The organism is Bacillus sp. PAMC28571 (assembly GCF_014250435.1).
Taxonomy (GTDB): Bacteria; Bacillota; Bacilli; order Bacillales; family Bacillaceae; genus Bacillus; species Bacillus safensis.
Genome location: NZ_CP060191.1, coordinates 1,838,727 through 1,862,040 on the forward strand (window position 1 = coordinate 1,838,727; position 23,314 = coordinate 1,862,040).

The 23,314-nt window shown below is 40.8% G+C and carries 27 protein-coding genes; 1 reads left to right on the plus strand and 26 read right to left on the minus strand.

Going from position 1 to position 23,314, the window contains the following annotated elements:
* Positions 1-23: 23 nt before the first annotated feature.
* The 16 genes from H7F25_RS09080 to H7F25_RS09155 all read right to left on the minus strand — a co-directional run bounded on the left by H7F25_RS09080 (position 24) and on the right by H7F25_RS09155 (position 12,814).
* Positions 24-803 (minus strand): CheR family methyltransferase, encoded by a 780-nt coding sequence (locus H7F25_RS09080; protein WP_034623453.1) that lies wholly within the window; start codon positions 801-803, stop codon positions 24-26.
* Between the two features lie 145 nt (positions 804-948).
* A complete protein-coding gene (gene ndk / locus H7F25_RS09085) occupies positions 949-1,395 on the minus strand; it encodes a nucleoside-diphosphate kinase (RefSeq protein ID WP_024422808.1) in 447 nt (148 codons plus the stop codon).
* 129 nt (positions 1,396-1,524) lie between these two features.
* On the minus strand, positions 1,525-2,487 hold the full coding sequence (gene hepT, locus H7F25_RS09090; RefSeq protein ID WP_024422809.1) for a heptaprenyl diphosphate synthase component II: 963 nt from the start codon (positions 2,485-2,487) through the stop codon (positions 1,525-1,527).
* Positions 2,488-2,511: 24 nt separating this feature from the next.
* Positions 2,512-3,216 carry a demethylmenaquinone methyltransferase gene (locus H7F25_RS09095; RefSeq protein WP_024422810.1) on the minus strand — a complete coding sequence of 235 codons (705 nt, stop codon included), beginning with the start codon at positions 3,214-3,216 and terminating at the stop codon, positions 2,512-2,514.
* A gap of 3 nt (positions 3,217-3,219) precedes the next feature.
* The gene (locus tag H7F25_RS09100) at positions 3,220-3,987 is read right to left on the minus strand and encodes a heptaprenyl diphosphate synthase component 1 (RefSeq protein WP_061109295.1); all 768 of its coding nucleotides are present in this window, start codon (positions 3,985-3,987) and stop codon (positions 3,220-3,222) included.
* 114 nt (positions 3,988-4,101) lie between these two features.
* The gene (mtrB, locus tag H7F25_RS09105; RefSeq protein WP_008344541.1) at positions 4,102-4,332 is read right to left on the minus strand and encodes a trp RNA-binding attenuation protein MtrB; all 231 of its coding nucleotides are present in this window, start codon (positions 4,330-4,332) and stop codon (positions 4,102-4,104) included.
* 24 nt (positions 4,333-4,356) lie between these two features.
* Positions 4,357-4,926: a GTP cyclohydrolase I FolE gene (folE, locus tag H7F25_RS09110; protein ID WP_003215789.1), complete on the minus strand. Its 570-nt coding sequence runs from the start codon at positions 4,924-4,926 to the stop codon at positions 4,357-4,359.
* A 190-nt stretch (positions 4,927-5,116) separates the two neighbouring features.
* Positions 5,117-5,395, minus strand: a complete 279-nt coding sequence (gene hbs / locus H7F25_RS09115; RefSeq protein WP_003215863.1) for a non-specific DNA-binding protein Hbs — start codon at positions 5,393-5,395, stop codon at positions 5,117-5,119.
* Between the two features lie 375 nt (positions 5,396-5,770).
* Complete coding sequence (gene spoIVA / locus H7F25_RS09120; RefSeq protein ID WP_008344534.1) at positions 5,771-7,249, minus strand: stage IV sporulation protein A; 1,479 nt, start codon at positions 7,247-7,249, stop codon at positions 5,771-5,773.
* A gap of 204 nt (positions 7,250-7,453) precedes the next feature.
* Entirely contained in the window at positions 7,454-8,179 is a 726-nt protein-coding gene (locus H7F25_RS09125; protein WP_024428087.1) for a hypothetical protein, read from the minus strand.
* Positions 8,180-8,197: 18 nt separating this feature from the next.
* Positions 8,198-8,401: a DUF2768 domain-containing protein gene (locus H7F25_RS09130; protein ID WP_024422813.1), complete on the minus strand. Its 204-nt coding sequence runs from the start codon at positions 8,399-8,401 to the stop codon at positions 8,198-8,200.
* A 266-nt stretch (positions 8,402-8,667) separates the two neighbouring features.
* A complete protein-coding gene (locus tag H7F25_RS09135) occupies positions 8,668-9,705 on the minus strand; it encodes an NAD(P)H-dependent glycerol-3-phosphate dehydrogenase (RefSeq protein ID WP_024428086.1) in 1,038 nt (345 codons plus the stop codon).
* A 14-nt stretch (positions 9,706-9,719) separates the two neighbouring features.
* A complete protein-coding gene (gene der / locus H7F25_RS09140) occupies positions 9,720-11,030 on the minus strand; it encodes a ribosome biogenesis GTPase Der (RefSeq protein ID WP_024422815.1) in 1,311 nt (436 codons plus the stop codon).
* 159 nt (positions 11,031-11,189) lie between these two features.
* On the minus strand, positions 11,190-11,384 hold the full coding sequence (locus H7F25_RS09145; protein ID WP_008344527.1) for a capping complex subunit for YIEGIA: 195 nt from the start codon (positions 11,382-11,384) through the stop codon (positions 11,190-11,192).
* Positions 11,385-11,390: 6 nt separating this feature from the next.
* On the minus strand, positions 11,391-12,275 hold the full coding sequence (locus tag H7F25_RS09150; RefSeq protein ID WP_024422816.1) for a YIEGIA family protein: 885 nt from the start codon (positions 12,273-12,275) through the stop codon (positions 11,391-11,393).
* Positions 12,272-12,814 (minus strand): YphA family membrane protein, encoded by a 543-nt coding sequence (locus H7F25_RS09155; RefSeq protein ID WP_133744152.1) that lies wholly within the window; start codon positions 12,812-12,814, stop codon positions 12,272-12,274. The genes H7F25_RS09150 and H7F25_RS09155 overlap by 4 nt, the downstream gene beginning before the upstream one ends.
* Positions 12,815-12,994: 180 nt before the next feature.
* Here H7F25_RS09155 and H7F25_RS09160 point away from each other — a divergent pair, with 180 nt between their 5' ends.
* Positions 12,995-13,126 carry a YpzI family protein gene (locus H7F25_RS09160; protein ID WP_064497540.1) on the plus strand — a complete coding sequence of 44 codons (132 nt, stop codon included), beginning with the start codon at positions 12,995-12,997 and terminating at the stop codon, positions 13,124-13,126.
* 217 nt (positions 13,127-13,343) lie between these two features.
* Here H7F25_RS09160 and fni read toward each other — a convergent pair whose 3' ends face one another.
* The 10 genes from fni to H7F25_RS09210 form a co-directional block, all read right to left on the minus strand.
* Positions 13,344-14,399, minus strand: a complete 1,056-nt coding sequence (gene fni, locus H7F25_RS09165; RefSeq protein ID WP_024428084.1) for a type 2 isopentenyl-diphosphate Delta-isomerase — start codon at positions 14,397-14,399, stop codon at positions 13,344-13,346.
* Between the two features lie 14 nt (positions 14,400-14,413).
* Positions 14,414-15,565 (minus strand): 30S ribosomal protein S1, encoded by a 1,152-nt coding sequence (rpsA, locus tag H7F25_RS09170; RefSeq protein ID WP_056767151.1) that lies wholly within the window; start codon positions 15,563-15,565, stop codon positions 14,414-14,416.
* Between the two features lie 223 nt (positions 15,566-15,788).
* Complete coding sequence (gene cmk / locus H7F25_RS09175) at positions 15,789-16,466, minus strand: (d)CMP kinase (protein WP_024428083.1); 678 nt, start codon at positions 16,464-16,466, stop codon at positions 15,789-15,791.
* Positions 16,467-16,537: 71 nt separating this feature from the next.
* Positions 16,538-16,720 (minus strand): DUF5359 family protein, encoded by a 183-nt coding sequence (locus H7F25_RS09180; RefSeq protein WP_024422820.1) that lies wholly within the window; start codon positions 16,718-16,720, stop codon positions 16,538-16,540.
* A 63-nt stretch (positions 16,721-16,783) separates the two neighbouring features.
* Entirely contained in the window at positions 16,784-17,431 is a 648-nt protein-coding gene (locus H7F25_RS09185) for a flagellar brake protein (RefSeq protein ID WP_025093051.1), read from the minus strand.
* A 102-nt stretch (positions 17,432-17,533) separates the two neighbouring features.
* A complete protein-coding gene (gene ypeB / locus H7F25_RS09190; protein ID WP_024422822.1) occupies positions 17,534-18,883 on the minus strand; it encodes a germination protein YpeB in 1,350 nt (449 codons plus the stop codon).
* A 16-nt stretch (positions 18,884-18,899) separates the two neighbouring features.
* Entirely contained in the window at positions 18,900-19,811 is a 912-nt protein-coding gene (gene sleB / locus H7F25_RS09195; protein WP_056767158.1) for a spore cortex-lytic enzyme, read from the minus strand.
* 134 nt (positions 19,812-19,945) lie between these two features.
* The gene (prsW, locus tag H7F25_RS09200; protein ID WP_024422824.1) at positions 19,946-20,602 is read right to left on the minus strand and encodes a glutamic-type intramembrane protease PrsW; all 657 of its coding nucleotides are present in this window, start codon (positions 20,600-20,602) and stop codon (positions 19,946-19,948) included.
* A gap of 155 nt (positions 20,603-20,757) precedes the next feature.
* A complete protein-coding gene (locus H7F25_RS09205) occupies positions 20,758-21,729 on the minus strand; it encodes a YpdA family putative bacillithiol disulfide reductase (RefSeq protein WP_185854534.1) in 972 nt (323 codons plus the stop codon).
* Between the two features lie 124 nt (positions 21,730-21,853).
* Positions 21,854-23,128, minus strand: a complete 1,275-nt coding sequence (locus tag H7F25_RS09210) for a Glu/Leu/Phe/Val family dehydrogenase (protein ID WP_007500982.1) — start codon at positions 23,126-23,128, stop codon at positions 21,854-21,856.
* Positions 23,129-23,314 lie beyond the last annotated feature (186 nt).

The following is a 23,314-nucleotide window of genomic DNA, read 5'->3' on the forward strand; positions in this document are numbered from 1 at the left end:
CACACTTGCTACTAAAAAGTCAGCTACATACCCTTCTTTTGATAAAAGAAAGTATCAGCAGATGTCAGTCCAAACTTTTCTGGGTGAAAAATTTGCTCTGTAGAACCAACAAATAATACGCCATTTTGTTTTAAACTGCTGCTCATTTTTAAGTAAATTTCTTCTTTTGCCTCTTCAGTAAAGTAAATCAGTACATTTCGGCAGACGATGAGGTCAAGCTGTTTTTCATATGGATCTGCTAAAAGGTTGTGCTTCTTAAATTGAATATGCTTTCGAACCTCATCCTTCACAGTGTAAAATGAAGAATCTTCTTTTGTGAAATATTTTTGCTTGATATGATCTGGCACCTCTTGCAGAGAGCGTTCATGATATCTGCCTTTTTGAGCTGACTGCAGAACTTTATCATCAATATCAGTTGCAATAATTTGGAAGTCTTTCACAAGAGGATGGCTTGACAGCAGCATGGAAAGTGTATATGGCTCCTCTCCTGTCGAACATGCTGCACTCCAAATCTTTAAGGTGCCGCCATTTTTCGAGAGCAGCGGCAGGATTTTTTGATCAAGTACTTCCCAGCGCTGATAGTTTCGGTAAAATTCTGACACATTTATCGTCATGCGGTCCATCGTCTCATCTAATAATGCTCTGTCCTTTTCAAGCGCGGCCGCGAATGCTTCAAAATCTTTATATCCTTTTTTATCATAAAGTGAGGTTAATCTTCGTTTCATTTGTGCTTCTTTATATAAATTTAGATCAACCCCGGTTAGTTTTTTCCATTTTCCAACAAATACTTGATATGAATCCATCAATGTCCTCTCCTGTCTCATCTATCTTTGTCCTAGTATAGCTGTTTTTATCGAAAATTTGTATCTTCTCATGAGAAATTTCGTGTAGAAAGTTCAATATAAAAAAAGCCAAAGTGCTCATTAGATGAACACCTTGGCTTGAAACTTAATAAATCCAGCTTGAGATGGTTTGATCCCAGCTTGTGAGTTCTTCTTGTTTGAAGAATAAGTTAATTTCTCTTTCAGCACTTTCTGGTGAGTCTGACCCATGGATAATGTTTTTCCCAACAGTCAATCCATAGTCTCCTCTTATTGTGCCTGGAAGCGCTTCCTTTGGATTTGTTTTGCCGATAATCTGTCTTGTTACGTCTACTACCTGTTCACCTTGCCATACCATTGCAAATACAGGTCCTGACGTAATAAAGTCAACCAATTCCCCGAAAAACGGTTTTTCTTTATGCTCTCCGTAATGGGTTTCTGCTACTTCCTTTGGTATACTCATTAGTTTTGCACCAACAAGCTGAAGCCCCTTTTTTTCGAATCTTGACACAATGTCACCGATTAATTGTCTTTCCACACCATCAGGTTTGACCATAAGAAATGTTTTGTCCATATACGTTTTCCACCCCGTCGTTATGTATGTATAGGCTTACATTGTTACAAAGTGATCGTATCATTTTTTTTTATAATAATCAATTTTTGACAAAAAATTTCACAAAAAAACCAATCAACATCACGTTGATTAGAATTTTCGTTTCCCAATATATTTTGCAATGGAGGCGAGTGACGTTCTCGCTCGTCCTCGAGGAAGTTTGTCGAGCTGTTCAAAAGCTTTTTTCAAATACATTTCACTCACTCGAATCGAGCGGTCGATCGCATCTGTTTGTTTGAGGCTTTCAATGACAGGCTCCAGCTGCTTCTCCGTCGTTTCACTATTGATCAGCTTCAATTGACCTTCTAGCGTCGGATTTTTCAGTGCATATAAGACTGGGAGTGTGACATTCCCTTGTAAAAGGTCTCCTCCGACAGGCTTGCCCAGCTCTTCTTCAGTTGATGTGAAATCAAGGACATCATCAATGATTTGATAGGACATGCCGACATAGTATCCAAACCAATAGAGGGCTTTATGTGTTTTTTCATCTGTACCTGCTGCAATGGCGCCTAATTGACAGCTGCCTGCAATGAGCAAGGCTGTTTTTCGTTTGATTCTTCTTAAATATGTACGCAGGTTTTGATCCATATTATATTTATCTTTCACTTGCTCTATCTCACCAAGACAAAGCTCGACGACCATTTTTGACAAAATTTCATGTGCCATTGGGTGATTGATTTTTGTCATGTATTCAAGTGATCTCGCAAACATATAATCCCCTGTGTACATGGCAATTCTGTTATCCCATTTTGCCTTTATCGTTGGTTTGCCTCTTCTCAGCTCTGCATCATCAATAACATCATCGTGAACAAGTGATGCCATATGAATCAGCTCGAGGGCAACGGCAACATATTTAATTTTATTAATGTCATAGTCACCAAACATGCCTGAAAGGAGAACAAAAACGGGGCGGATTCGTTTTCCGCCCGCTTGCAGCAAATGAAGACCTGCTTCACTTAATAATGCATAATCAGAGCGAACTGTTTGTTCAAGCTCTTTTTCAATTATATCGATATCATGATTTAAAAAAGAGATCATTGCTTTTAATTTCATTATCTTCACCCAAATATCGTTTATTCAAAGCTTCTTTCCGATATGTGTTGCTGCTACACCGCCTGTAAATGGATGATACGAGACATCAGACAACCCGGCCTCTTCGAACAGAGCCGCCAGCTCTTTCATGCCAGGGAACGTTTTGGCTGATTCTTGAAGCCATGAATACTCCTGATAGCTTTTGGCAAACAATTTACCAAAGAGCGGCATAATGTATTTGAAATAGATGTAGTAGCCCTGTTTAAAGCCGATCATCTCAGGCTGTGAAGTCTCCAGACAGACAACCATTCCGCCAGGCTTCACTACTCTTGTCATTTCCTTGAGCACCGTTAAATAATCAGGAACGTTTCTAAGTCCAAAACCGATGGTGACATAATCAAATGAGTTGTCCTCAAAAGGGAGCTCCATCGCATTGCCATGAAGCAATTCAATTTGTTTGTAGCCCCCAGTCTTCACCTTCGTTTCTCCAACACTCAGCATGTTTTTACTGAAATCAAGGCCTTTGACCTCGCCTTTTTCTCCAACAGCATCTGCAAGCGCAATTGTCCAATCGGCTGTCCCGCAGCATACATCTAATGCTTTAGACCCTTTTTGCACATTCATAAGTTTCATTGTTTTATCGCGCCATTTTTTATGCTGTTTAAAGCTGATGACAGAGTTCATTTGATCATAGTTTTTATAAATTTTTTCAAATACACCGTGTACTCGCTGTTCTTTTGATTGCTGCATGACTTACCCTTCTTCCACTTTCTGATGGTACGCAGGCTCATTTTTCATATGATCCAAGCGATTTAATAGCTCTTTTTGAACGACCGGAGATGAAACAAGATGCTCCTTGATCGGTCGTTTGGCCTTTTCATAGCCTTCATTCTCAAAATTGTCAAAGCACGAATAGGCGTCCGTATAACGATCGTTCAAAAAAAGTTTTAAATGTTTGTCATTTTCTGCTTGTTTCATGAAGCGTTTATAAACAAGAAAACGACTTGCAATCTCATTCCAATGCGTTAATTGAAAATGCTCAGAAATCCTTTGGAAAAGCGCAGATTCAACTGTAGCTACACTTTTGTAAAAGTGCGCTGCATCTTGAATGGACCGGTCATACAGTCTAATTTTATGTTCATTGATCTCTTTGATCGCCGTAGCGAGCGTGCGGATCATATAAATATCTTTCATGTCAGAGAGAAGAGAATAATAGAGACCGCTGAAATAGTCTCCTGCCAGGATGGTCAGCTGACGATTTTTGAATTCGTCTTGCTTGATGGCTGCAGCAGTTGTGACTTCGTCATGGGTATCAAGGGCAATTTGCACAAGCATCGCCGTTAAAATATAATTTTCTTTTTTCTCTGCATCAATTTGAGCTTCTTCAAACATTGCATGAAAAAGAAGGAGCTTATCTTCATCGATGAGTGGTGCGCGTAAATGCTTCGCCAAATAAGGATGAGAAAGCTTTTTATTTAATTTTATATTTAGATTAGATAAAATTCCGTAGATGTCTTGCAAAGATATCACCCTTGTCCCAAAAATTACAGTTTCATATGTAGACCTGCACATTGTATAGAGATTTATTATACCATATCAGCTCTCACTTTTATGCTATCAAGTGCTACAAGTTCTTTATTTCTTTGCTTCGCTTTGAATTTCGCCGAAGCTTGTTTGAATGACAGCATCGCCTCTTACTTTGATCGCTGACGTATGCTCAGTAAATTGTGCAATGATCACTTCACCTTTATCGAGTTTCTCGGAATGGTGAAATCTTGTATCAGAGCCTCTTGTTAGGCCGATGACATTTACACCATTATCAATGGCTTTAATCACCACAAAATCAGATGCTTTATTTTCACTCATTTTGTTCACCTTCCATCTATTGAATTAGTCGTTTTTAATAAAGGAAAGCACTTCTGCTCTTGCGGCTGCATCATTTGCAAATGTGCCGCGGACGGCTGATGTGACTGTTTTAGCGCCTGGCTTTTTCACTCCGCGCATCGTCATACACATATGCTCTGCTTCAACGACAATCATCACGCCATGCGGATTAAGTGTTTCCACCATACTATCTGCAATGGTTGATGTAATGCGTTCCTGAAGCTGCGGGCGTTTAGCCACGGCTTCTACAGCTCTTGCCAGCTTACTAAGTCCCGTTACTTTTCCTCCGCGCGGAATATAAGCAACATGGGCTTTCCCGTAGAAAGGCACAAGGTGGTGTTCACACATTGAATGGAAAGCAATATCTTTTACAAGGACGAGTTCTTCGTGGTCTTCGCCAAAAATGGTTTTAAAATGTTCTTTTGGATCTTCATTTAATCCCGAGAACACTTCTTCATACATTTTTGCGACTCGTTTTGGGGTATCAAGAAGTCCTTCACGATCCGGATCTTCTCCGATTGCTTTTAATATATCGCGTACCGCGTGTTCAATTAATTCTTTATTTATTTCACTCATGTATTATATCCTCCAAAGGCGATTACATTTCATTCAGATTCTAGCACACTTCAGATCCTAAAAGCAAAGGAGAGCGTTCTAAACGAACCTTTTGATTCAAAAGGAAAAGCCCCTTATGAAAGGGGCTTTTCTAGACCAGTGTGAAACTGTATATGTATAACTCCTTCAACAGGATCATTACACATAACGATTATTTACCTGCCACCGCGTCTTTAAGTGCTTTACCTGGTTTGAAAGCAGGTACTTTGCTTGCAGGGATTTCGATCTCTGCACCAGTTTGTGGGTTACGTCCTTTACGAGCTGAACGCTCACGTACTTCAAAGTTACCAAAACCAATAAGTTGGATTTTGTCACCATTTTTAAGTGCATCTAAAATTGTATCAAAAACAGAATCAACTGCTTTTGTCGCGTCTTTTTTAGATAACTCGCTTGCTTCAGCAACCGCGTTAATAAGTTCTGTCTTGTTCATGCCTTTCACCTCCTCCCAAAAATATGCATTCAGTAGATTGTTATCATTTCTTCACAATTCATCTTCTTTCTATACCCTTTTTCAGAAAAAAAAGAGCGTCTAGAAAGCGTTATACATGGCTTTTCATTAGAAAACATCTCTTTGAAGGAATGTTTGTCCAACAAAGTGAAGATTTTCTGTAAGTAGATTAACACATATGAAATACCATATCAAGCATTTTAAAGGGAAGAATCCTTATTCGTCAAGGATTAAGGGCACTTTTGCGAACGAATATTCCTAATTTCAGCCTGAATCTGACTAATCTTTATACAATTGTCTTTTTATGACTCATTTTACACGCAAAAAAAAGACCCCATCAATGAGAGGTCTCACTTGCTATAAAATAATCGCGATCAAACCGCCTGATCCTTCGTTAATGATTCTTTCAAGCGTTTCCTTCAGCTTGTATCTTGCGTTTTCCGGCATGAGAGACAGCTTTGCTTGAATGCCTTCTCTGACAAGGGAGCTGAGGGAACGGCCAAATATATCTGAATTCCAGATCGAAAGCGGATCGTCTTCAAAGTCTTGCATTAAGTAGCGGACGAGCTCTTCACTTTGTTTTTCTGTTCCGATAATCGGTGCAAATTCGCTCTCTACATCTACTTTGATCATATGAATAGATGGAGCGACCGCTTTTAATCTCACGCCGAATCTTGATCCCTGCCTAATGATTTCTGGCTCATCTAAACTCATATCTGATAACGCTGGCGCTGCAATCCCGTAACCAGTCTGCTTCACCATTTTTAATGCGTCTGATACTTGATCATATTCTGTCTTAGCATGAGCAAAGTCTTGCATGAGCTCTAGAAGATGGTCTTTTCCTCTAATTTCTACACCAACCACTTCTTTTAAAATATGATCATATAGATCATCTGGCGCATACAGGTCAATCTCCGCAATCCCCTGACCCATTTCAATTCCTGCTAAACCCGCTCTTTCGATAAAATCAAATTCACTGAATTGACCAACGACACGGTCGACATCTCTTAATCTTTTAATATCCTTTACAGTTTCCTTTACTGAATCCTGATAGCTCTCTCTCAGCCAGTGATCTTCTTTTAGCACCATCACCCAGCTTGGCAGGTTCACATTCACCTCTAGAACTGGGAATTCATATAATGCTTCACGAAGAACGCTGAGTACGTCTTGCTCTCTCATACTTTCTACGCTCATGGCGAGTACTGGAATATCATACTTTTGGCTAAGTTCCTGCCGGAGCGCTTCTGTTTCAGGATGATATGGCCTCACAGAGTTAATGACCATAATAAACGGCTTTCCAACCTCTTTGAGTTCATCAATTACACGTTCTTCAGATTCAATATAATCATGTCTTGGAATTTCTCCAATGGAACCATCTGTTGTAATGACTACACCTATTGTTGAATGCTCTTGAATGACCTTGCGTGTACCAATTTCCGCTGCTTCATGAAACGGGATTGGCTCTTCATACCACGGCGTATTGATCATTCTTGGGCCATTTTCATCTTCATACCCGCGCGCACCAGGGACAGTGTATCCCACACAATCGACAAGTCTGATGTTGACATCAAGGCCGTCACTCACGTGAATTGATGCTGCTTGATTCGGTACAAATTTTGGCTCTGTGGTCATAATGGTTTTTCCTGCTGCGCTTTGCGGCAATTCATCCTGTGCTCTTGCACGATCTGCCTCATTATTGATATTCGGGAGCACCACGAGCTCCATAAACTTTTTAATAAACGTAGATTTCCCTGTACGAACAGCGCCAACGACTCCTAAATATATATCGCCTCCTGTTCGTTCAGCGATATCCTTGAAAATATCGACTTTTTCCAAGTGATCCCCTCCCGGACTTGCTATCCTCGTTTTCAAATTAAATACTCTATTCTTCAATCAAACTGTGCTTGAAAGGTGTCTGGACAATATATGTGTATGACGTTGTCCTATTTGAATATGACACCTTTTTGTTTTGAGAGTAAGTTTAGCCATAAAAAAACCTTTCTCCTCATTTATATGCAGAGGAAAAAGGTTCATTCTTGTTTATGACGTCTTTTTTTCTAAAAAGGCAGGCTCACCTTTTTTGTTGATGGTATATGGGACAGAAAACGCGGGTACAAACGGGGTTTCCTGCCAATATACATCTTGAATGTTTTCACCTGGTTTCAGCTTTTGCTTCGTATTCTTCAAAATGTGAGCAAAATCACTGCGGTAGTCCACATAGATGTCACCGTTTGATGAAATCAGTAATGGGAGGGAATTCCCTGTCACAGGACTTATCACCGCAGGCGGCGATTTTAATCCTAGTTTTTTTTCATTTAACGTATATAAATTGGCTGATACGACTTTGCCGTATGGCGGATATGTATGTTCATCTTGATACATCTTGATTCTAAGCCGTAATTCATTGATGGTCTGTGTCATTTTGACATCAAGCAGTTTCACAGTGGGTTTCTTTTCGACGTCTGTGAGGACATAAATATATTCGCCCCCGCCTTCATAAGATGTAGACGGTACATCGTGTAAATATCTTGGTGACAAGCGCTTAAAGTCGATGACATATTTCTGATAAACCGGCGTGTCTGCTTCTTTCGTTTCTATAGGCAAAAGACCATTTGTTGCTTTTTGAAATTCCTCAATCGCTGTCTGTACACTTTGCAGCTGCTCTTCGTATGGCACCCGGTTCTCAGCTTTGCGATTTTCTGGATACAGACATCCTGTTAATAAAATAAGTGCTAACAGTGTGACACTGACTTTTGCTTTGATCATCACATTCTTCCTTTTTCTTTATTCATTGACCGGTCCGCTAAAGACAACTAAAAACACAATGATACCTGATATCAGCATCAAGCTGTATGCAACGGTCGAGGCCGTTATTTTAAGAAATTTGCTTTTCAGCTTAAACCTGCTGAGATAAATGGTTACTACGGCTAAAAACATGAGCCCCATTGAACCAAGCGCAAACCACATCTTGATTAAAGCAAAACTCATCGTGCCTGTCCCCCTTCAAAACGAACGAATTGTAAGCGTTTATATTTCATTTTAAACCAAAAATAAGGTAAATATCAATCATTTTTCCAATCATTCAGAAAAAAGCGCATAAAAAAACTGAAGCAAAGAGGGGGACTCTGCTTCAGTCATTGGATCGACTATTTTCCTCATTCTGTAGAGGCAAAGCTCTATTCAAACTTCATTGCTATGTTATGCAAGTCTTCCCCTTCTTGCATCCTCTACATGCCTAAGTTCAGTCTTTCCTTTTATTTTGTTTGGTTTTCAAACATGTTCACAAGGTCTTCCATCTCATGTGTTTTCACACGTGCCATCAATGATTCTACAGCATCGTCCACCTTTTTCCCTTCAAACAGGACGCCGTAAAGAGCCTCTGTGATCGGCATGCTGACCTTGTATTCTTTGGAGAGCTGATAAGCGCCTTTTGTTGTGCGGACGCCTTCGACAACCATGCCCATTTTTTCAAGCACTTCTTCGAGCTTATATCCTTTACCGAGTAAATTCCCGCAGCGCCAGTTACGCGAATGAACACTTGTACATGTCACAATTAAATCGCCAACGCCTGTCAATCCAGCAAATGTAAGGGGATTCCCTCCCATTTTTGTGCCAAGACGTGCGATTTCAGCAAGTCCTCTTGTGATAAGCGCCGCTTTTGCATTGTCACCATATCCAAGTCCGTCTGTAATACCAGCCGCAAGAGCAATGATATTTTTCAATGCGCCGCCAATTTCCACCCCAATCACATCAGGGTTTGTGTACACTCTAAAATGATTGTTCATGAACAAATCTTGAACAAATTGAGCTGCTTCAATGTTTTCTGACGAGACAGTGACAGTTGTTGGATGACGCAGACCTACTTCTTCTGCATGACTCGGTCCTGATAGGACAACGACAGCCTCTCTTTTCTCAGATGGGACTTCTTGTTCAATCATTTGAGAAATTCTAAGAAGTGTATCTGGTTCAATTCCCTTACTGACATGGACAAATGGCACCTTCGATGAGATCAGCTCATTTGCCTGCTTCAATACCTCACGAATGGCCTTTGTTGGCACAGCGACAATAACCGCCTCTGTCCCCTCTAAAGCCTGCTTCATATCGGTTGTCGCCTGAATAGACGCTGGCAGTTCGACATTTGGCAAGTAATCATGATTTTCATGTTTCTCATTGATTTGATCAATGAGCTCTTGTCTATGTCCCCACATGTGTACATCATGATGATTATCAGCTAATACAAGCGCAAGAGCTGTTCCCCAGCTGCCTGCTCCAAGTACTGAAATTTTCTTCATCCTGCTCACCCTTTTTATTTTCTCGCTCTCGCAAATATTTTAATTGGTGTTCCTTCAAAACCAAATGCATCTCGAATGCGGTTTTCTAGGAAACGCTCATAAGAAAAGTGCATAAGCTCTGGATCGTTGACAAACACAACGAAGGAAGGAGGCTTAATGGCCACCTGTGTTGCATAGTAAATCTTTAGGCGCTGTCCGTTATGGGTCGGCGTTGGATTCATCGCCACCGCATCCATGATGATATCATTTAAAATATTGGTTTGAACGCGCATTGCATGGTTTTCGCTTGCTGTGATAATGGACGGCATTAATGTATGAATTCTCTTTTTCGTAAGAGCAGACATAAACAAGACAGGTGCATAATCAAGGAATTGAAAATGCTCGCGGATGTTTTGCTCAAATTCCTTCATCGTGCGCTCATCTTTTTCAACAGCATCCCATTTGTTCACAATGATGACAACAGCTTTACCAGCTTCGTGTGCATATCCAGCAATTCGTTTATCCTGCTCAATAATGCCTTCCTCGCCGTCAAGTACAACTGCGACAACATCAGAGCGGTCAATGGCTTTTAATGCACGAAGTACACTGTATTTCTCTGTTGTTTCATATACTTTCCCTTTTTTCCTCATACCTGCTGTATCAACAATGACAAAGTCACGCTGATTGTACGTAAACATCGTATCGACAGCATCTCTTGTTGTACCAGCGATGTTGCTGACAATGACGCGGTCTTCTCCGAGCATCGCATTCACTAAAGAAGATTTCCCTACATTCGGACGGCCAATTAAGCAGAACTGGACAACTTCTTCATCATATTGCGTATCCGGTAAATTCTTAAAATGTTCTGCCACTGCATCAAGCAGATCACCAAGACCTAATCCGTGTGTTCCAGAAATCGGATACGGCTCGCCAAATCCGAGTGCATAAAAGTCATACACGTCGCTTCTCATTTCAGGGTTGTCCAGTTTATTGACAGCAAGTACAACTGGCTTTTTCGTGCGATATAAAATTTTTGCGACTTCTTCATCCGCAGATGTCACACCATCTCGGCCATTCACCATAAAGATAATGACATCCGCTTCGTCCATTGCGATTTCTGCCTGATGGCGAATTTGCGCCAAGAATGGCTCATCTCCAATATCAATTCCACCAGTATCTATTAAATTAAAGTCATAATTTAACCATTCAGCAGAGCTATAGATTCGATCTCTTGTTACACCAGGTGTGTCTTCTACAATCGATATTCTTTCGCCTGCGATTCGATTAAAAATTGTAGATTTTCCAACGTTGGGCCTTCCAACAATGGCTACGACAGGTTTACCCATAGTACCCTTCCTTTCAATCCAGCCGCGATTCAATATGTTCATCATCATGTTTCAACCGGGATTTATAATTTTCATTCAGTTTTATGAAATAAACCCTTCAAACATGAAGGGTTCAACTTATATATTATATCAATTTTTAATCAGACCACAATGAATAACTTAAAAATGTTTGACAATCAAGTAAAGATCTTCTCCAATGCCGTGTGCAATTCCATCTAAAATGGCCTCTAAATTCATGGCATACATGTCGAGCTCTTCTTTATTTTCACAGAAAAAAACCGCTGTTCCGCCAATGACCCGCTCTTTATTAGTAGTTGCCACAGCCAATATAAATTGTTCAATGGTGTTCGCCATGCCCTATTACCTCACTTTCTTTTTAATGAAATCTGTCGGCATTCTTATGGCATTTTCTAAAATAGGCACCTCTTCTAATACACGGACAGCCAAATCTTCACGCTGCCATTGCGGTAAAATGAACACACCAAGTGTACCGGTATTCAGATCACGTTTTGCGAGTGGACAGAGCGATGGTTCACCAGAATCGCGGTACACACCAAGCACGTTCGATAAATCAAATAAAATGGCTTGCCGCTGCCCAAGGTTAGCAATCGTTGTAGCAGAGTTGAAATTTTTCGGCGTCAAAATAAAACCCATCCCATGCTCTAAAATGAGCTTTTGCTTTTCAGGCAGCCCGATATTCATAATGTATATATCATTTACATAAAGCCCTGCCCCATCAAAGCGAAGTTCCCCTTTTTGAATGCTGACGATATCCTTTAATTGACTGCCTGACATTAATAGCTTTGCCATGAAAAAACAAAGAATACCGACTACTGTTCCAACAACAAGCGAGAAGAAAATACAGGCTGTCGTTGTAATAAGTGCAGTGAGAATCGCAATATAATTTCGACTTTCAAAGGCAATGGCAATGCCTTCTATATATGTACTGCCTCGGGAGACAAGCTCATACGAATCCATTTGGGTTAACGTATTTCTTTCCATATTTCGGACATCTCGAAATTGCGTGGCTGCCAAAGTGAGAAAGGTAATCGCTGTAAATTCCTCCTGAATTAGTGCAGGCATAATGATCGCACCTAATCCTGACGCAATAAAACCAAGTGCAATGTGAATCACTTGTCCATGAATATACGTAGGGTATTGCCGGTAATCCGTTCTTAACATGTAAAGTCTGGCCGCCATCCCAAAGATGACACCAATAATCACAGGAAACGTATAATCTGTCATGTTGATTTTGCAGCCCCTTTTACTGATTTTCTTGATGAACGGGCGTTCAAGAGCTTTTCAAACTGATCGACACCTAATAGGAAGACGGCTCCTTGTACAACGAAGGAAAGAAAAGAGAGATCCCCTATGACAATTGATGATGTGAGGCGGTGAATCGTCAGCGCATAAAGGGCTTCGCCAAGACATACTGACATCATCCATAAGGTGATTCTTTCCGTTAACGGCTGTCCATATGTCATACACATTAAGATCAGCAGGGCAAATACGACCCAATCCACCTTTATTATCGTGAACCAAACAGGGTCATATAATGCAAATATCATAAAAAAGGCATACGCGCTCACCATCGAGCCCAATTGCATGATTCTCATCATTCGGTAACTAGGCCTGAATATGACGAAAGCAGCACATGCATATAAAAAAGTCATCAAGAAACCCGCATTGATGCTTATATCTAAAACGGATATCATGACATGACTGAATATAATATGGACAAGTACACAGATGCCCAGCACGGTGCGCCACAAACTTTTTTCCATGATAAATGTCACCATAATCCAAACGAACCATATAGACCAATAATAGTACAAAGCCTCCAACGCCTCATCACCTCAATTACATTATGGGAAAATCTCCAATTTTTAAACATGCGGATCGTTACCGGCTTTGTATGAAATAAACAAGAGGTGACACCCTAATAACCTGAGGAGGGATACATGATGGGAAAAGATAGACAGGAAAAGCGTTTAAAGGCGTCAAAAAGAGTGGAATCTGACCGCGATCAATCCATTCATCATAAGGGTGCAACAGCATTAGAAGGTCCAGAAAGCGCTCGAAAAAGAAATCAATAAAAAAAAGGCATGTGATCATGACATGCCTTAGATTTGTTGACAAAGGGCTAAAATGATGTTTATTTTAGCCCTTTGTCTTCTTTTCAGCGTGATAGAAAACCTTTGCAGCCCTAGGAAGGACGAGTACCGGAGCGGAGCGAATTGTACATTCGTGAGCACCGGCACGCAGGACTGACACCGAATGCGAGGGTTTGTCTACGCGCTGAGGCATGTGATATCACATACCTCTCTTACTATAGTACGTTGTGTCAACGCCTCTTTCTTTGAGCCAATGACTTGTTTCCCCTGAGATCACAACTTGAGCCTGTCTCAGTTCTTCAATCGTCTTCACGCCAAGCACTGTCATCATCATCTTGATATCTTCTTGAAGTTCCATGATATCTGCGATGAGGCCGCTTTCTCCTCCACTGGTCAATGATTTTAAGAAAAATCCAGCTAGACCAGCAGCAGATGCGCCAAGAGCCATTGATTTGGTTACATCAAGAGCATCTTGAATACCTCCGGAGGCTAAAATCGTTTGATTCGGAAAGGCTGTATGTACTTCAGCAAGACTCGCTGCAGTTGGAATTCCCCATTGATCAAAATAACGAAGTGCTTTTTGGCGGCGGAGATTTTCAATCTTAGAAAAGTTCGTTCCACCAAATCCGCCTACATCAACGGCTGCAACCCCAGCATGGAATAACTTTCCTGCCGTCTCCTTACTCATGCCAAATCCGACTTCTTTTACAACAACAGGCACACCAACAGATTCAACGATAGCTGCAATCCGCTCAAGCGCCCCCCTGAAATCGCGATCGCCTTCAGGCATGACAATCTCTTGGATGACATTCAGATGAATTTGGAGCATATTTGCCTCGAGCATGTTGACTGCTTCTTGAGCTTGCTTCATTGTCGCTTCACTGCCTAAATTCGCAAATACAATTCCATCCGGATTGACTTTACGAACGACTTCATATGTTCGTCTTTCTTCTTTATCTTTCAGTGCAGCCATTTGTGATCCAACTGCTACTGGGATATTGGTCTCCTTCGCTGCGATCGATAAAGAGCGGTTGATCTCATAGGTGGATTCTCCGCCTCCGCCAGTCATTGCATTGATAAAAATTGGCGAACCGAAAGTCAGTCCGCCAATTGTCGTATGTGTATCAATTTGTGATGTCGCAAGATCTGGTAAACTGGCGTGAACGAAGGAAACATCATCTAAACCTGTTGCTGCATGCTGGCCAGTGGACAGCGCATGCTCAATATGCTGCTTCTTTCTTTCTGCTCGCGTCAATTTTGATCACCAAATTATTTTAGTTTATTGAGTTTATCGCCGATCAGGTCACCAAGCTGGAATCCGCTTGTGTTTTCTTCTTTCGCCTGATATTGACGATAATCCTCTTCGATTTGTTTTTCAGGATTTTCTTCTAAATCACGGATGCTTAGTGAAATGCGCTCTTCGTCTTCATTCACATCAAGCACTTTCACTTTCACAGTCTGCCCTTCTTCAAGGACTTCTTGCGGCGTGCCGATATGTTTATGAGAGATTTGGGAAATATGCACAAGCCCTTCTACACCTGGCAGAATTTCAACAAATGCACCAAAGCTCACAAGACGTTGAACGGTTCCTTCAAGCACATCACCTTGTTTTACCTTTTCACCAATTTGGCTCCAAGGTCCTGGTAATGTTTCTTTAATAGATAGTGAGATACGTTCGTTATCACGATCAACAGCAAGTACTTTGACCTTGACTTCCTGTCCTTCTTCTACTACGTCAGATGGCTTTTCAACATGCGCATGGGATAGTTGAGAAATGTGAACTAATCCATCAATGCCGCCAATGTCAACAAATGCACCAAAATCAGTAAGCCTCTGCACTTTACCATCAATCACACTGCCTACTTCAAGCTTTTGCAGGAAGTCTTGCTTTTTGTCTAATTGCTCTTGCTCAACGACTGCACGGTGCGAGAGAATCACGCGATTTTTTTCGCGGTCAAGTTCTACCACGACAAGTGAGAGTGTTTTCCCTTTGTAATCTGTGAAGTCTTCTACATAGTGTGCTTCTACAAGAGATGCAGGAATAAATCCGCGCACACCAATGTCAACGACAAGACCACCTTTTACAACGTCTTTTACTTCAGCTTCAAATACCTCTTTTGTGTCAAACTTTTTCTCTAGGTCTTCCCAAGCGCGGTCTGCATCAACAGCACGTTTAGATAAAATCAAAGCATCGTCTTCGACCTTTGTTACTTTAAGCTCTAACTCGTCGCCATCTTTCACGACATCTGATGCTTTTTCAACGTGAAGACTTGATAATTCACTGATTGGGATGATACCAGGTTGTTTCACATTGACGATATCTACATTGACATGCTTGTCCTCAACTTTAGAAACAATCCCTTTCACTACATCTCCAACCTCTGGTACCTGAACATCGATTTGATTCATTTCCTCTGTCATTTCGATAACCTCCTTGGTCCAAACCTACACAGCTTAGTTAAAACGACTGGGCGAATATGTGTCTTAAGCATGATGATTGCCAGCCGAATATGTATTATAGAAACATTCAAATCAATATAATTGCTTGAATGATCAATAAAAATAGTATTAGTATAAACTTCTAATAAAAGACCTTGTTTGTCAAGAGATAAACCTCTAACTTATAAAAGTTTTCTAAAATTTCTTACTGTTTCTCCACGCGGTCTGCTGCATCTAAAATTTTCCCTGCTACCTCTTGAATAGAAAGGGAAGTGGTGTCAATCTCAATGGCGTCATCTGCTTTCTTCAAAGGTGAAACTTCGCGCTCAGAATCAAGCTTATCGCGTCTTGCAATCTCTTCGATCAGCTGATCGTAATTGACATCGTAGCCTTTTTTCTGATTCTCTTCAAAGCGGCGTTTTGCTCTTTCTTCTACTGATGCAAGCAAGAAAATTTTCACTTCAGCATCTGGAAGTACGTGAGTGCCTATGTCTCTTCCGTCCATAACGACGCCGCCTCGTTTGCCAAGCTCTTGCTGCCTGCGGACCATTTCTTCCCGAACAGCTCTGTGCTTTGCAACAACCGATACTTGGTTGCTTACGCGGTCTGTGCGAATATCCTCTGTGACATCCGTATTGTTTAGATGGACTTTTTGACCCTCGTCTGTTGTGACTAGTTCAATGACCGTTTTTTTCAGTAATGAATCAAGTGCCTGTTCGTCTTCAAGATCTACACCTTGATTGAGTGCCGCAAGTGTAATCGCGCGGTACATAGCACCTGTATCAATATAAATATATGATTTTTTGGCTGCGACAATTTTTGCCACAGTGCTTTTGCCTGCTGCTGCAGGACCGTCAATTGCAATAGATAATTTCTTTTTCATAATACCTCTCCTTGATTGAATCTCCCTTATGAATTGTAACACGATCACCGCTCAAACGGGGGAATTTTCTATCAATCCTTCTGCTTAAACGTTTCAATCCATTCTTCAATGCTCATGTTGTTCACACCCTCATACTGCACGACTTTTGACAAAAAAAGTTCTCCTTTCGTCAAATGAAGTGTGATCTGAACAGTGAGCAATAAAACAAGCTGAATGAGCACCACTTTCAATAACCATCTTTCCATTGTCTTCATACAAAAAGCCTCCACGCTAGATTCTTTCCTCTCTAGTATGGAAGCTTTTTACACCCTTTATTCTTATGCTTTTTTCACACGTGTTAAAAGCTGCTGCTGGAAGCAGTATTTCATGATGTGCTGCTGGTGCTCATTTGTGATCTCTGAAAACTCCATGATCGCTCTTTTTTTGCCAGACTGTTCATCTTCATATACTCGATTCATCTCTGCAACCGCTTTTATTTTCACGGGCTCTTTTAGGGGAAGTTCAAACTCTGTGACCACTTCTCCATATTCTTTCAATGACACGCCCTCAGGAACAGAGATTGCTACGCCGCCAGCACTCATATTTACAATAAACGTCTCAAAGGCCTCTTCGTCCGTTTGCATGATAGTAGCTTTGACCATCGTATCCACTCTCAGATATTCTCTTCGCTGAAGGCGAATCATTTCTTCTTTTGGCGGAATGGAAATGACAATCATCGGAATATCTTCTTTTCTTTTTCCGATGACTTCGCTTGTACATTTGTATGGAATTTGGTTTTCGTCAAAAAAGAAGACGGTGATTTCTGTTTGCTGGTTTAAGTAGATGGTGCGTCCCGTTTCTTTATCAGCTGGATAATTAATGCAAATATCATCGTTATTATTTTCCAAAACCTTCGATTTTGCTGTTTTCACTTCTTTGTTCTCATTGACATATTCGATTGTGATTGCATCCCCTATTTGTAACATTCCTCATCACTCTTTTCATCTGTGAAATCGTATCCTCTCCTATATTAAACCATGTCTAAAACAAAAGGAAAAGACTTATTAGCCTTTTCCTCGTTTCCTTTTCTATAGGTCTTTATATATAGGTTCTGCGTTTTTTAGTTTATCTACTCGTTCTTCTTTTCCAGTATCTGCATTAATGAACATGCGATACGTATCGTTTTTTATCGTTCCGAGGAACTCATAGCACAGAACTTCCTCTGACATATCATTTTGCACAATCGCTAAATGAGTATCTTCGATCTTTACATGCTGATTTAATGTTTTCTTCGCTTCTTTTTGCGAGATTTTAGGTGCTTTAATGTCGCGTGTTTTATGATTCGTTAAGTAATCCTTCGCTGAAAACCCAACAACCTCACCATCGTCCAATGCGACTTTCATGCGTATACTATCTGGATAAAGCAGAACATTTTTCTGAAGAGGAACATAGGTAAATACACCGATATTATCAAATTGTGCACTTTCATCTAAATGGAACGATTCTGTGTCAAACCCTTGCTTCTTTAGGAAGCTGAGTGCTTTTTCTGATGCCTCATTCAAACTGATTTTCTGTTTTTTCACGTCACGATTCTGAAGAAGGTAGACTGGGTGTCCTCCTTTTTCAGTTAAGTCTAGATAAAAGTTTGCATGGCTGTCTGGATCAGACATCGATAAGCTGTACACGTCGCGATTGGTTTTGCTGCCGCTTTTTCTCACTTTAAAATGTTGATTATGGTCTGGTGTGAATTGCTGTGCAATGCGGATCGCTTCTTTTTTTGAAATCTTATCGCCTTTTAAATGATTGTAGCCTTGTGTTTCTTTTTCTGTGGACACATTTGTAGGCCCAAGATCGACATCTGCAAATGCATCTGCATTTCTCTCGACTGTTTTCAGCCCGTCAATGATGGTGTTGTCGTTCTTTCGATCGCCGTCAGCGAGCGCCATTTCAACATCCATCCATTTTAAGTTTTTATTAAGTACGAGGTGCTGCACTTGTCTAAGTTCGTTTTGGATATCTGACGCTTGATTATATAGAGCTGTAATGGTTTTGTGCGTATCTTTATTTAATGGTTCATCTGATAAAGATTTGACTGATGATTTGTAGCTAAAATCTCCGACATTCGCCAGGAATTCTTCCGTTTTATTAAAAGGCATCAATGTAAGCGGGAGCTGGCTGACATTGTTATGCGCTTCTGATGACATTCTCCATACATCTGCAAGTGCTGGTGAGATGGATGTTTGGCTGTTCATCGCAAGTGTTGCGCCCAGTTTGTCATGCAGCTGATCCACCTGATACGTTAAATCATGGAATGCTCTTTGGTAGTTGTTCTCAGCATGAAGCAGTACGGCGTCTTTTTCTTGATGTTCTTTATAGCCCCAATAACCTGTTGAGATGACAGCAATTCCTAAAATAGCAATCAATATTCCTCTGATCATTTATTTACACCTCTTTTTATTCGCAGAATATATGTTTCCCGATTCGTTTAATTTGTGGTCTTCCCCAAATCCATGGACTTGTTGCTGTATCAGGATTAAAGTAATAGATGGCGCTCTCAGATGGATCCCAGCCATTGATTGCATCAAATACAGCTTTTTTTGCCGTTTCATCTGGCGTCATATAAAATTGCCCATCTGCTACAGCAGTAAACGCAAGCGGTTCAAAAATGACTCCTGCGATCGTATTTGGAAAGGTCGGATTGTTCAAACGGTTTAAGATAACGGCCGCGATAGCCACCTGTCCTTCATACGGCTCACCTCTTGCTTCACTGTACACAGCTTGCGACAAGAGCTGAATGTCATTACTAGAAAAACCACCAGGCATGTTGGCTGCTGTTTGTTTTGGTGTTTGATTTCCCTGCTGGCTGCCTGACTGATTGCCAGACTTCCCAGATGATCCACCTTGACTTTTTTGATTTTCGTTTGTACCTTGGGCTGTCTTTTTTTGCGAGCTTCTTTGCGCAGGAGCCTTTGTTTGCTGATCAAGAGGCTTCCCGCCATAATGGGTAAACTGGTTCCCTTCCTGCAGCTGCTTTTGAACAAACTCTTTGTAGTATTTCGTCTTTTGAACTAATAAGCTTTTTGTTTTCTCACCTACAAGTCCATCGACCTTCTTCATGCCAAATTGGCTTTGAAAGTTGCGAACGGCCCAGTACGTCCCCCAGCCATAGACGCCATCGATTTTGCCATTGTAAAAACCATTGTATTGGAGCCGCGCTTGCAGCTCGACTACATCTTCTCCTGTTGCCCCGCGCTGGATGACTTGGGCGGTGAAGGCTTCACTTTTACTGACTGTCAAAAGTGAAGACGCAAGAAGAACGATTGAGAAGATAAGAACAATTTGTTTCATGAAACGAGCTTTATCCATATTTGATCCTCCTGTACTTTTGATGTTTGAATATATGTTTCTTCCGATCCCTATTTTTATACATTCAACACAGGAGAGAATTGGATGGAAAAGACAAAAAAACGCCCTATAAACAAATAGGACGTTTTCCAAAATTAAATTTGCACCATTTTTACCGCACGGGCTTTTTTTGCTTTCCTTAAACCAAACCACCATAAAAAAATCATGAACGGCACCATGATATATCCCCAGTTTTTCATCCCTAATAGAATGAAATCATACAGGCCGTGAAACAGCACAGGGAGCGTTAAAGAAAGGATCAGCCATTTGCGCTGCTCTTTTTTATCAGAGAAGCGGGCTTTTCCGATATAAAAACCCATCACAACACCAAATAATGCGTGACTTGATACAGGTAATAAAGCACGGGTAAACGCATATTCGACCCCGTGACCGACTAAGTAAAGGATATTTTCAAGTGTTGCAAAACCAAGTGAGACACTCGTTCCATACACAATTCCGTCATAGTGTTCGTCAAACTGGGCATGTGCATAAACGCTGACCATTAAAATAAACCATTTTAATGATTCCTCTAAAAAGCCCGACGTCACAAATGAAATCAAGATAGGATTTGTTGCGATATTTTCCTCTTGAAGGACATATTGAATAAACATGGTTGGAAACACAAGTATGACACCTAGCATAAAAGATCTGATGACCATGTGAACCGGCTCATTGTCGTACTGATCTTTCAAATAAAAATAACTTAAAAGTGCGATGCCGGGAGCTAAACCTGCTGAGATGATTGCGATCATAACCAGACCTCTTTCCCTACATTATCCTTCATTATCGTACCATGATTTACCCTTTTTTTATATGACTCGGGCCCATTTTTCTAAAAATATCTTTCTATATAATCCCAATTTATATAAAAAAGAACCGAACCCCTTTGAAGGATTCAGTTCATTTTTTATCCGTTGATTCTTTTGTTGATTTCTTCTGCAATGAGTCCGCCATGAAATCTTCCATTTTCAATGAAAATTTCATTGGCATTATTTCCAGCAGCAATGACTCCCGCAATGAAAATACCTTCAACATTCGTTTCCATCGTCTGTTCATCAAATGCTGGACGGCCTGATTCTGGATCAATCGTGACACCCATTTTTTCTAAGAAAGAATGATCTGGGTGATAGCCAGTCATAGCAAATACATAGTCACTTTTCACTCGATCCGTTTGATTTTGCTGGTTTGTAAAGATCACATCTTCTTCTGTGATTTCTTTCACCTGCGCACCAAACTCCATTCGAATTGTTCCATTACGGACAAGCGCTTCAAACTCTGGTAGTATCCAAGGCTTGATGCTGGATGAATATTCAGTTCCTCTATACAGCACAGTGACTCTGCTTCCGCATTTCACAAGTTCTAGCGCAGCATCCACACTGGAGTTCTTTCCGCCGATCACCGTCACATCTTTATCAAAATATGGATGTCCTTCTTTAAAATAGTGATATACGTGAGGAAGGTCTTCTCCTTTGACGTTCATATAGTTTGGATGATCATAGTAGCCAGTCGCAATGACGACGTAATCACATGAATAGTTGTCTTTTGATGTATTCACCGTAAAACGGCCTTCTTGTTTTGTCACGGCGTTTACTTTTTCAAAAGCATGTACACGCAGTTTTTTTCGTCTGACGACCTCTCGGTAATAAGAAAGTGCCTGAATACGAACGGGCTTACGGTTCTCAGTAATAAAAGCGACATCACCGATTTCAAGCTTTTCACTTGTACTAAAAAAGGTTTGATGTGTTGGGTAATGATAAATACTGTTCACGACATTCCCCTTTTCAATCACAAGTGCATCAATCCCAATTTGCTTGAATGCGATAGCAGCTGATAACCCGCATGGGCCGCCTCCTATTATGATCGCTTTTTCTTGTTTCATTTGTTCCACTCCTGTCATTTCACTGCAATAACAATTGCTGGGCTGTTTGATTCTTTGTTCCATTCCATAAAAAAATCTCCTATTTAAGGATAGGAGATTTTAAGGCGCGATGCAAATCAGCCGCTTAAATCCAGCCTCTGAATCGAGAAGCTTCAGCCATTTTACGTACACCGACCATATATGCAGCAAGACGCATATCAATTCGGCGGTTTTGCGCCATTTCATAAATATTATTAAATGATTTCACCATCATATCTTCTAAACGAGTTTCAACTTCTTCTTCAGTCCAGTAGAACCCTTGGTTATTCTGAACCCATTCAAAGTAAGAAACAGTTACACCACCCGCACTCGCAAGCACGTCTGGAACAAGCAGTACACCACGATCTGAAAGAATTTTGGTTCCTTCCAGTGTCGTTGGACCGTTTGCTGCTTCTACGACAATTTTGGCTTTAATGTTTGCCGCATTATCTTCTGTGATTTGGTTTTCAATGGCTGCAGGTACTAAGATATCACAATCCAGCTCAAGCAGCTCTTGGTTTGTAATTGTATCGTTAAATAGTTTAGTGACGGTTCCAAAGCTGTCACGTCGGTCAAGCAAGTAGTCAATGTCTAGACCATCTTCATCGTATAATCCGCCGTATGCATCTGAAATCCCTACGATTTTTGCTCCAGCATCATACATGAATTTAGCTAAGTAGCTTCCTGCATTTCCGAATCCCTGTACGACAACACGAGCTCCGTTAATGTCAATTCCTTTTTTCTTCGCCGCTTCTTTGATGCAGATCGTCACACCTTTTGCTGTTGCAGTATCACGTCCGTGTGATCCTCCAAGAACAATTGGTTTTCCTGTAATAAATCCTGGCGAGTTAAATTCATCAATTCTAGAATATTCATCCATCATCCATGCCATAATTTGAGAGTTCGTAAACACGTCTGGTGCTGGAACATCTTTTGTTGGTCCAACAATTTGACTGATGGCGCGAACATAGCCGCGGCTTAGTTTTTCAAGCTCTCTGAATGACATTTCTCTTGGATCACAGATAATACCGCCTTTTCCTCCGCCATAAGGAAGATCCACAATTCCACATTTTAAACTCATCCAAATTGAAAGCGCTTTTACTTCTTTTTCCGTAACGTTCGGGTGGAAACGGATTCCGCCTTTTGTTGGACCGACAGCATCATTGTGCTGTGCACGGTAACCAGTGAAAATTTTCACCGATCCATCGTCCATACGTACTGGAATTTTGACCGTTAATAGACGAATTGGCTCCTTCAGCAATTCATACACTTCCTGCGGATACCCTAATTTGTCAAGCGCTTTATGTATGACGGTTTGAGTTGACTTTAAAACATCTAGCTTATCTTCTGCGTTATGAGCGGCGTTTTGATCGGCTGCCATTAAAATAAACCCCCTAGAAATCTTTCATGATCTACTGCTCCCTTTCAAGCAATAGTATACACCTTCGTACTGGTAAAGCAAAGGTAAAAAGCGTTTTTTATCAAAATAAAATATCAGCGTTTATAAATATAAAAAAGGATATAAAAAAATACTGTTGTTTCATCACAACAGTATTAAATATAATAG

Bases quoted from the DNA above. Each gene is read 5' to 3' on its own strand.
- H7F25_RS09135 (WP_024428086.1), bottom strand. From the start codon at position 9,705: ATGAAGAAAATTTCAGTACTTGGAGCAGGCAGCTGGGGAACAGCTCTT.
- H7F25_RS09125 (WP_024428087.1), bottom strand. From the start codon at position 8,179: ATGATCAAAGCAAAAGTCAGTGTCACACTGTTAGCACTTATTTTATTA.
- hepT (WP_024422809.1), bottom strand. From the start codon at position 2,487: ATGAAATTAAAAGCAATGATCTCTTTTTTAAATCATGATATCGATATA.
- hbs (WP_003215863.1), bottom strand. From the start codon at position 5,395: ATGAACAAGACAGAACTTATTAACGCGGTTGCTGAAGCAAGCGAGTTA.
- H7F25_RS09080 (WP_034623453.1), bottom strand. From the start codon at position 803: ATGGATTCATATCAAGTATTTGTTGGAAAATGGAAAAAACTAACCGGG.
- mtrB (WP_008344541.1), bottom strand. From the start codon at position 4,332: ATGAGTGAAAATAAAGCATCTGATTTTGTGGTGATTAAAGCCATTGAT.
- folE (WP_003215789.1), bottom strand. From the start codon at position 4,926: ATGAGTGAAATAAATAAAGAATTAATTGAACACGCGGTACGCGATATA.
- ypeB (WP_024422822.1), bottom strand. From the start codon at position 18,883: ATGATCAGAGGAATATTGATTGCTATTTTAGGAATTGCTGTCATCTCA.
- H7F25_RS09145 (WP_008344527.1), bottom strand. From the start codon at position 11,384: ATGGCGAACACCATTGAACAATTTATATTGGCTGTGGCAACTACTAAT.
- H7F25_RS09095 (WP_024422810.1), bottom strand. From the start codon at position 3,216: ATGCAGCAATCAAAAGAACAGCGAGTACACGGTGTATTTGAAAAAATT.
- sleB (WP_056767158.1), bottom strand. From the start codon at position 19,811: ATGGATAAAGCTCGTTTCATGAAACAAATTGTTCTTATCTTCTCAATC.
- prsW (WP_024422824.1), bottom strand. From the start codon at position 20,602: ATGATCGCAATCATCTCAGCAGGTTTAGCTCCCGGCATCGCACTTTTA.
- H7F25_RS09205 (WP_185854534.1), bottom strand. From the start codon at position 21,729: ATGAAACAAGAAAAAGCGATCATAATAGGAGGCGGCCCATGCGGGTTA.
- der (WP_024422815.1), bottom strand. From the start codon at position 11,030: ATGGGTAAACCTGTCGTAGCCATTGTTGGAAGGCCCAACGTTGGAAAA.
- H7F25_RS09180 (WP_024422820.1), bottom strand. From the start codon at position 16,720: ATGAAGACAATGGAAAGATGGTTATTGAAAGTGGTGCTCATTCAGCTT.
- rpsA (WP_056767151.1), bottom strand. From the start codon at position 15,565: ATGACAGAGGAAATGAATCAAATCGATGTTCAGGTACCAGAGGTTGGA.
- cmk (WP_024428083.1), bottom strand. From the start codon at position 16,466: ATGAAAAAGAAATTATCTATTGCAATTGACGGTCCTGCAGCAGCAGGC.
- ndk (WP_024422808.1), bottom strand. From the start codon at position 1,395: ATGGACAAAACATTTCTTATGGTCAAACCTGATGGTGTGGAAAGACAA.
- H7F25_RS09210 (WP_007500982.1), bottom strand. From the start codon at position 23,128: ATGGCAGCCGATCAAAACGCCGCTCATAACGCAGAAGATAAGCTAGAT.
- H7F25_RS09155 (WP_133744152.1), bottom strand. From the start codon at position 12,814: ATGGAAAAAAGTTTGTGGCGCACCGTGCTGGGCATCTGTGTACTTGTC.
- H7F25_RS09130 (WP_024422813.1), bottom strand. From the start codon at position 8,401: ATGAGTTTTGCTTTAATCAAGATGTGGTTTGCGCTTGGTTCAATGGGG.
- H7F25_RS09185 (WP_025093051.1), bottom strand. From the start codon at position 17,431: ATGTTACAAATAGGGGATGCAATCACAATCGAATATGTCAATGAGAAC.
- H7F25_RS09160 (WP_064497540.1), top strand. From the start codon at position 12,995: ATGGGAAAAGATAGACAGGAAAAGCGTTTAAAGGCGTCAAAAAGAGTG.
- H7F25_RS09150 (WP_024422816.1), bottom strand. From the start codon at position 12,275: ATGACAGATTATACGTTTCCTGTGATTATTGGTGTCATCTTTGGGATG.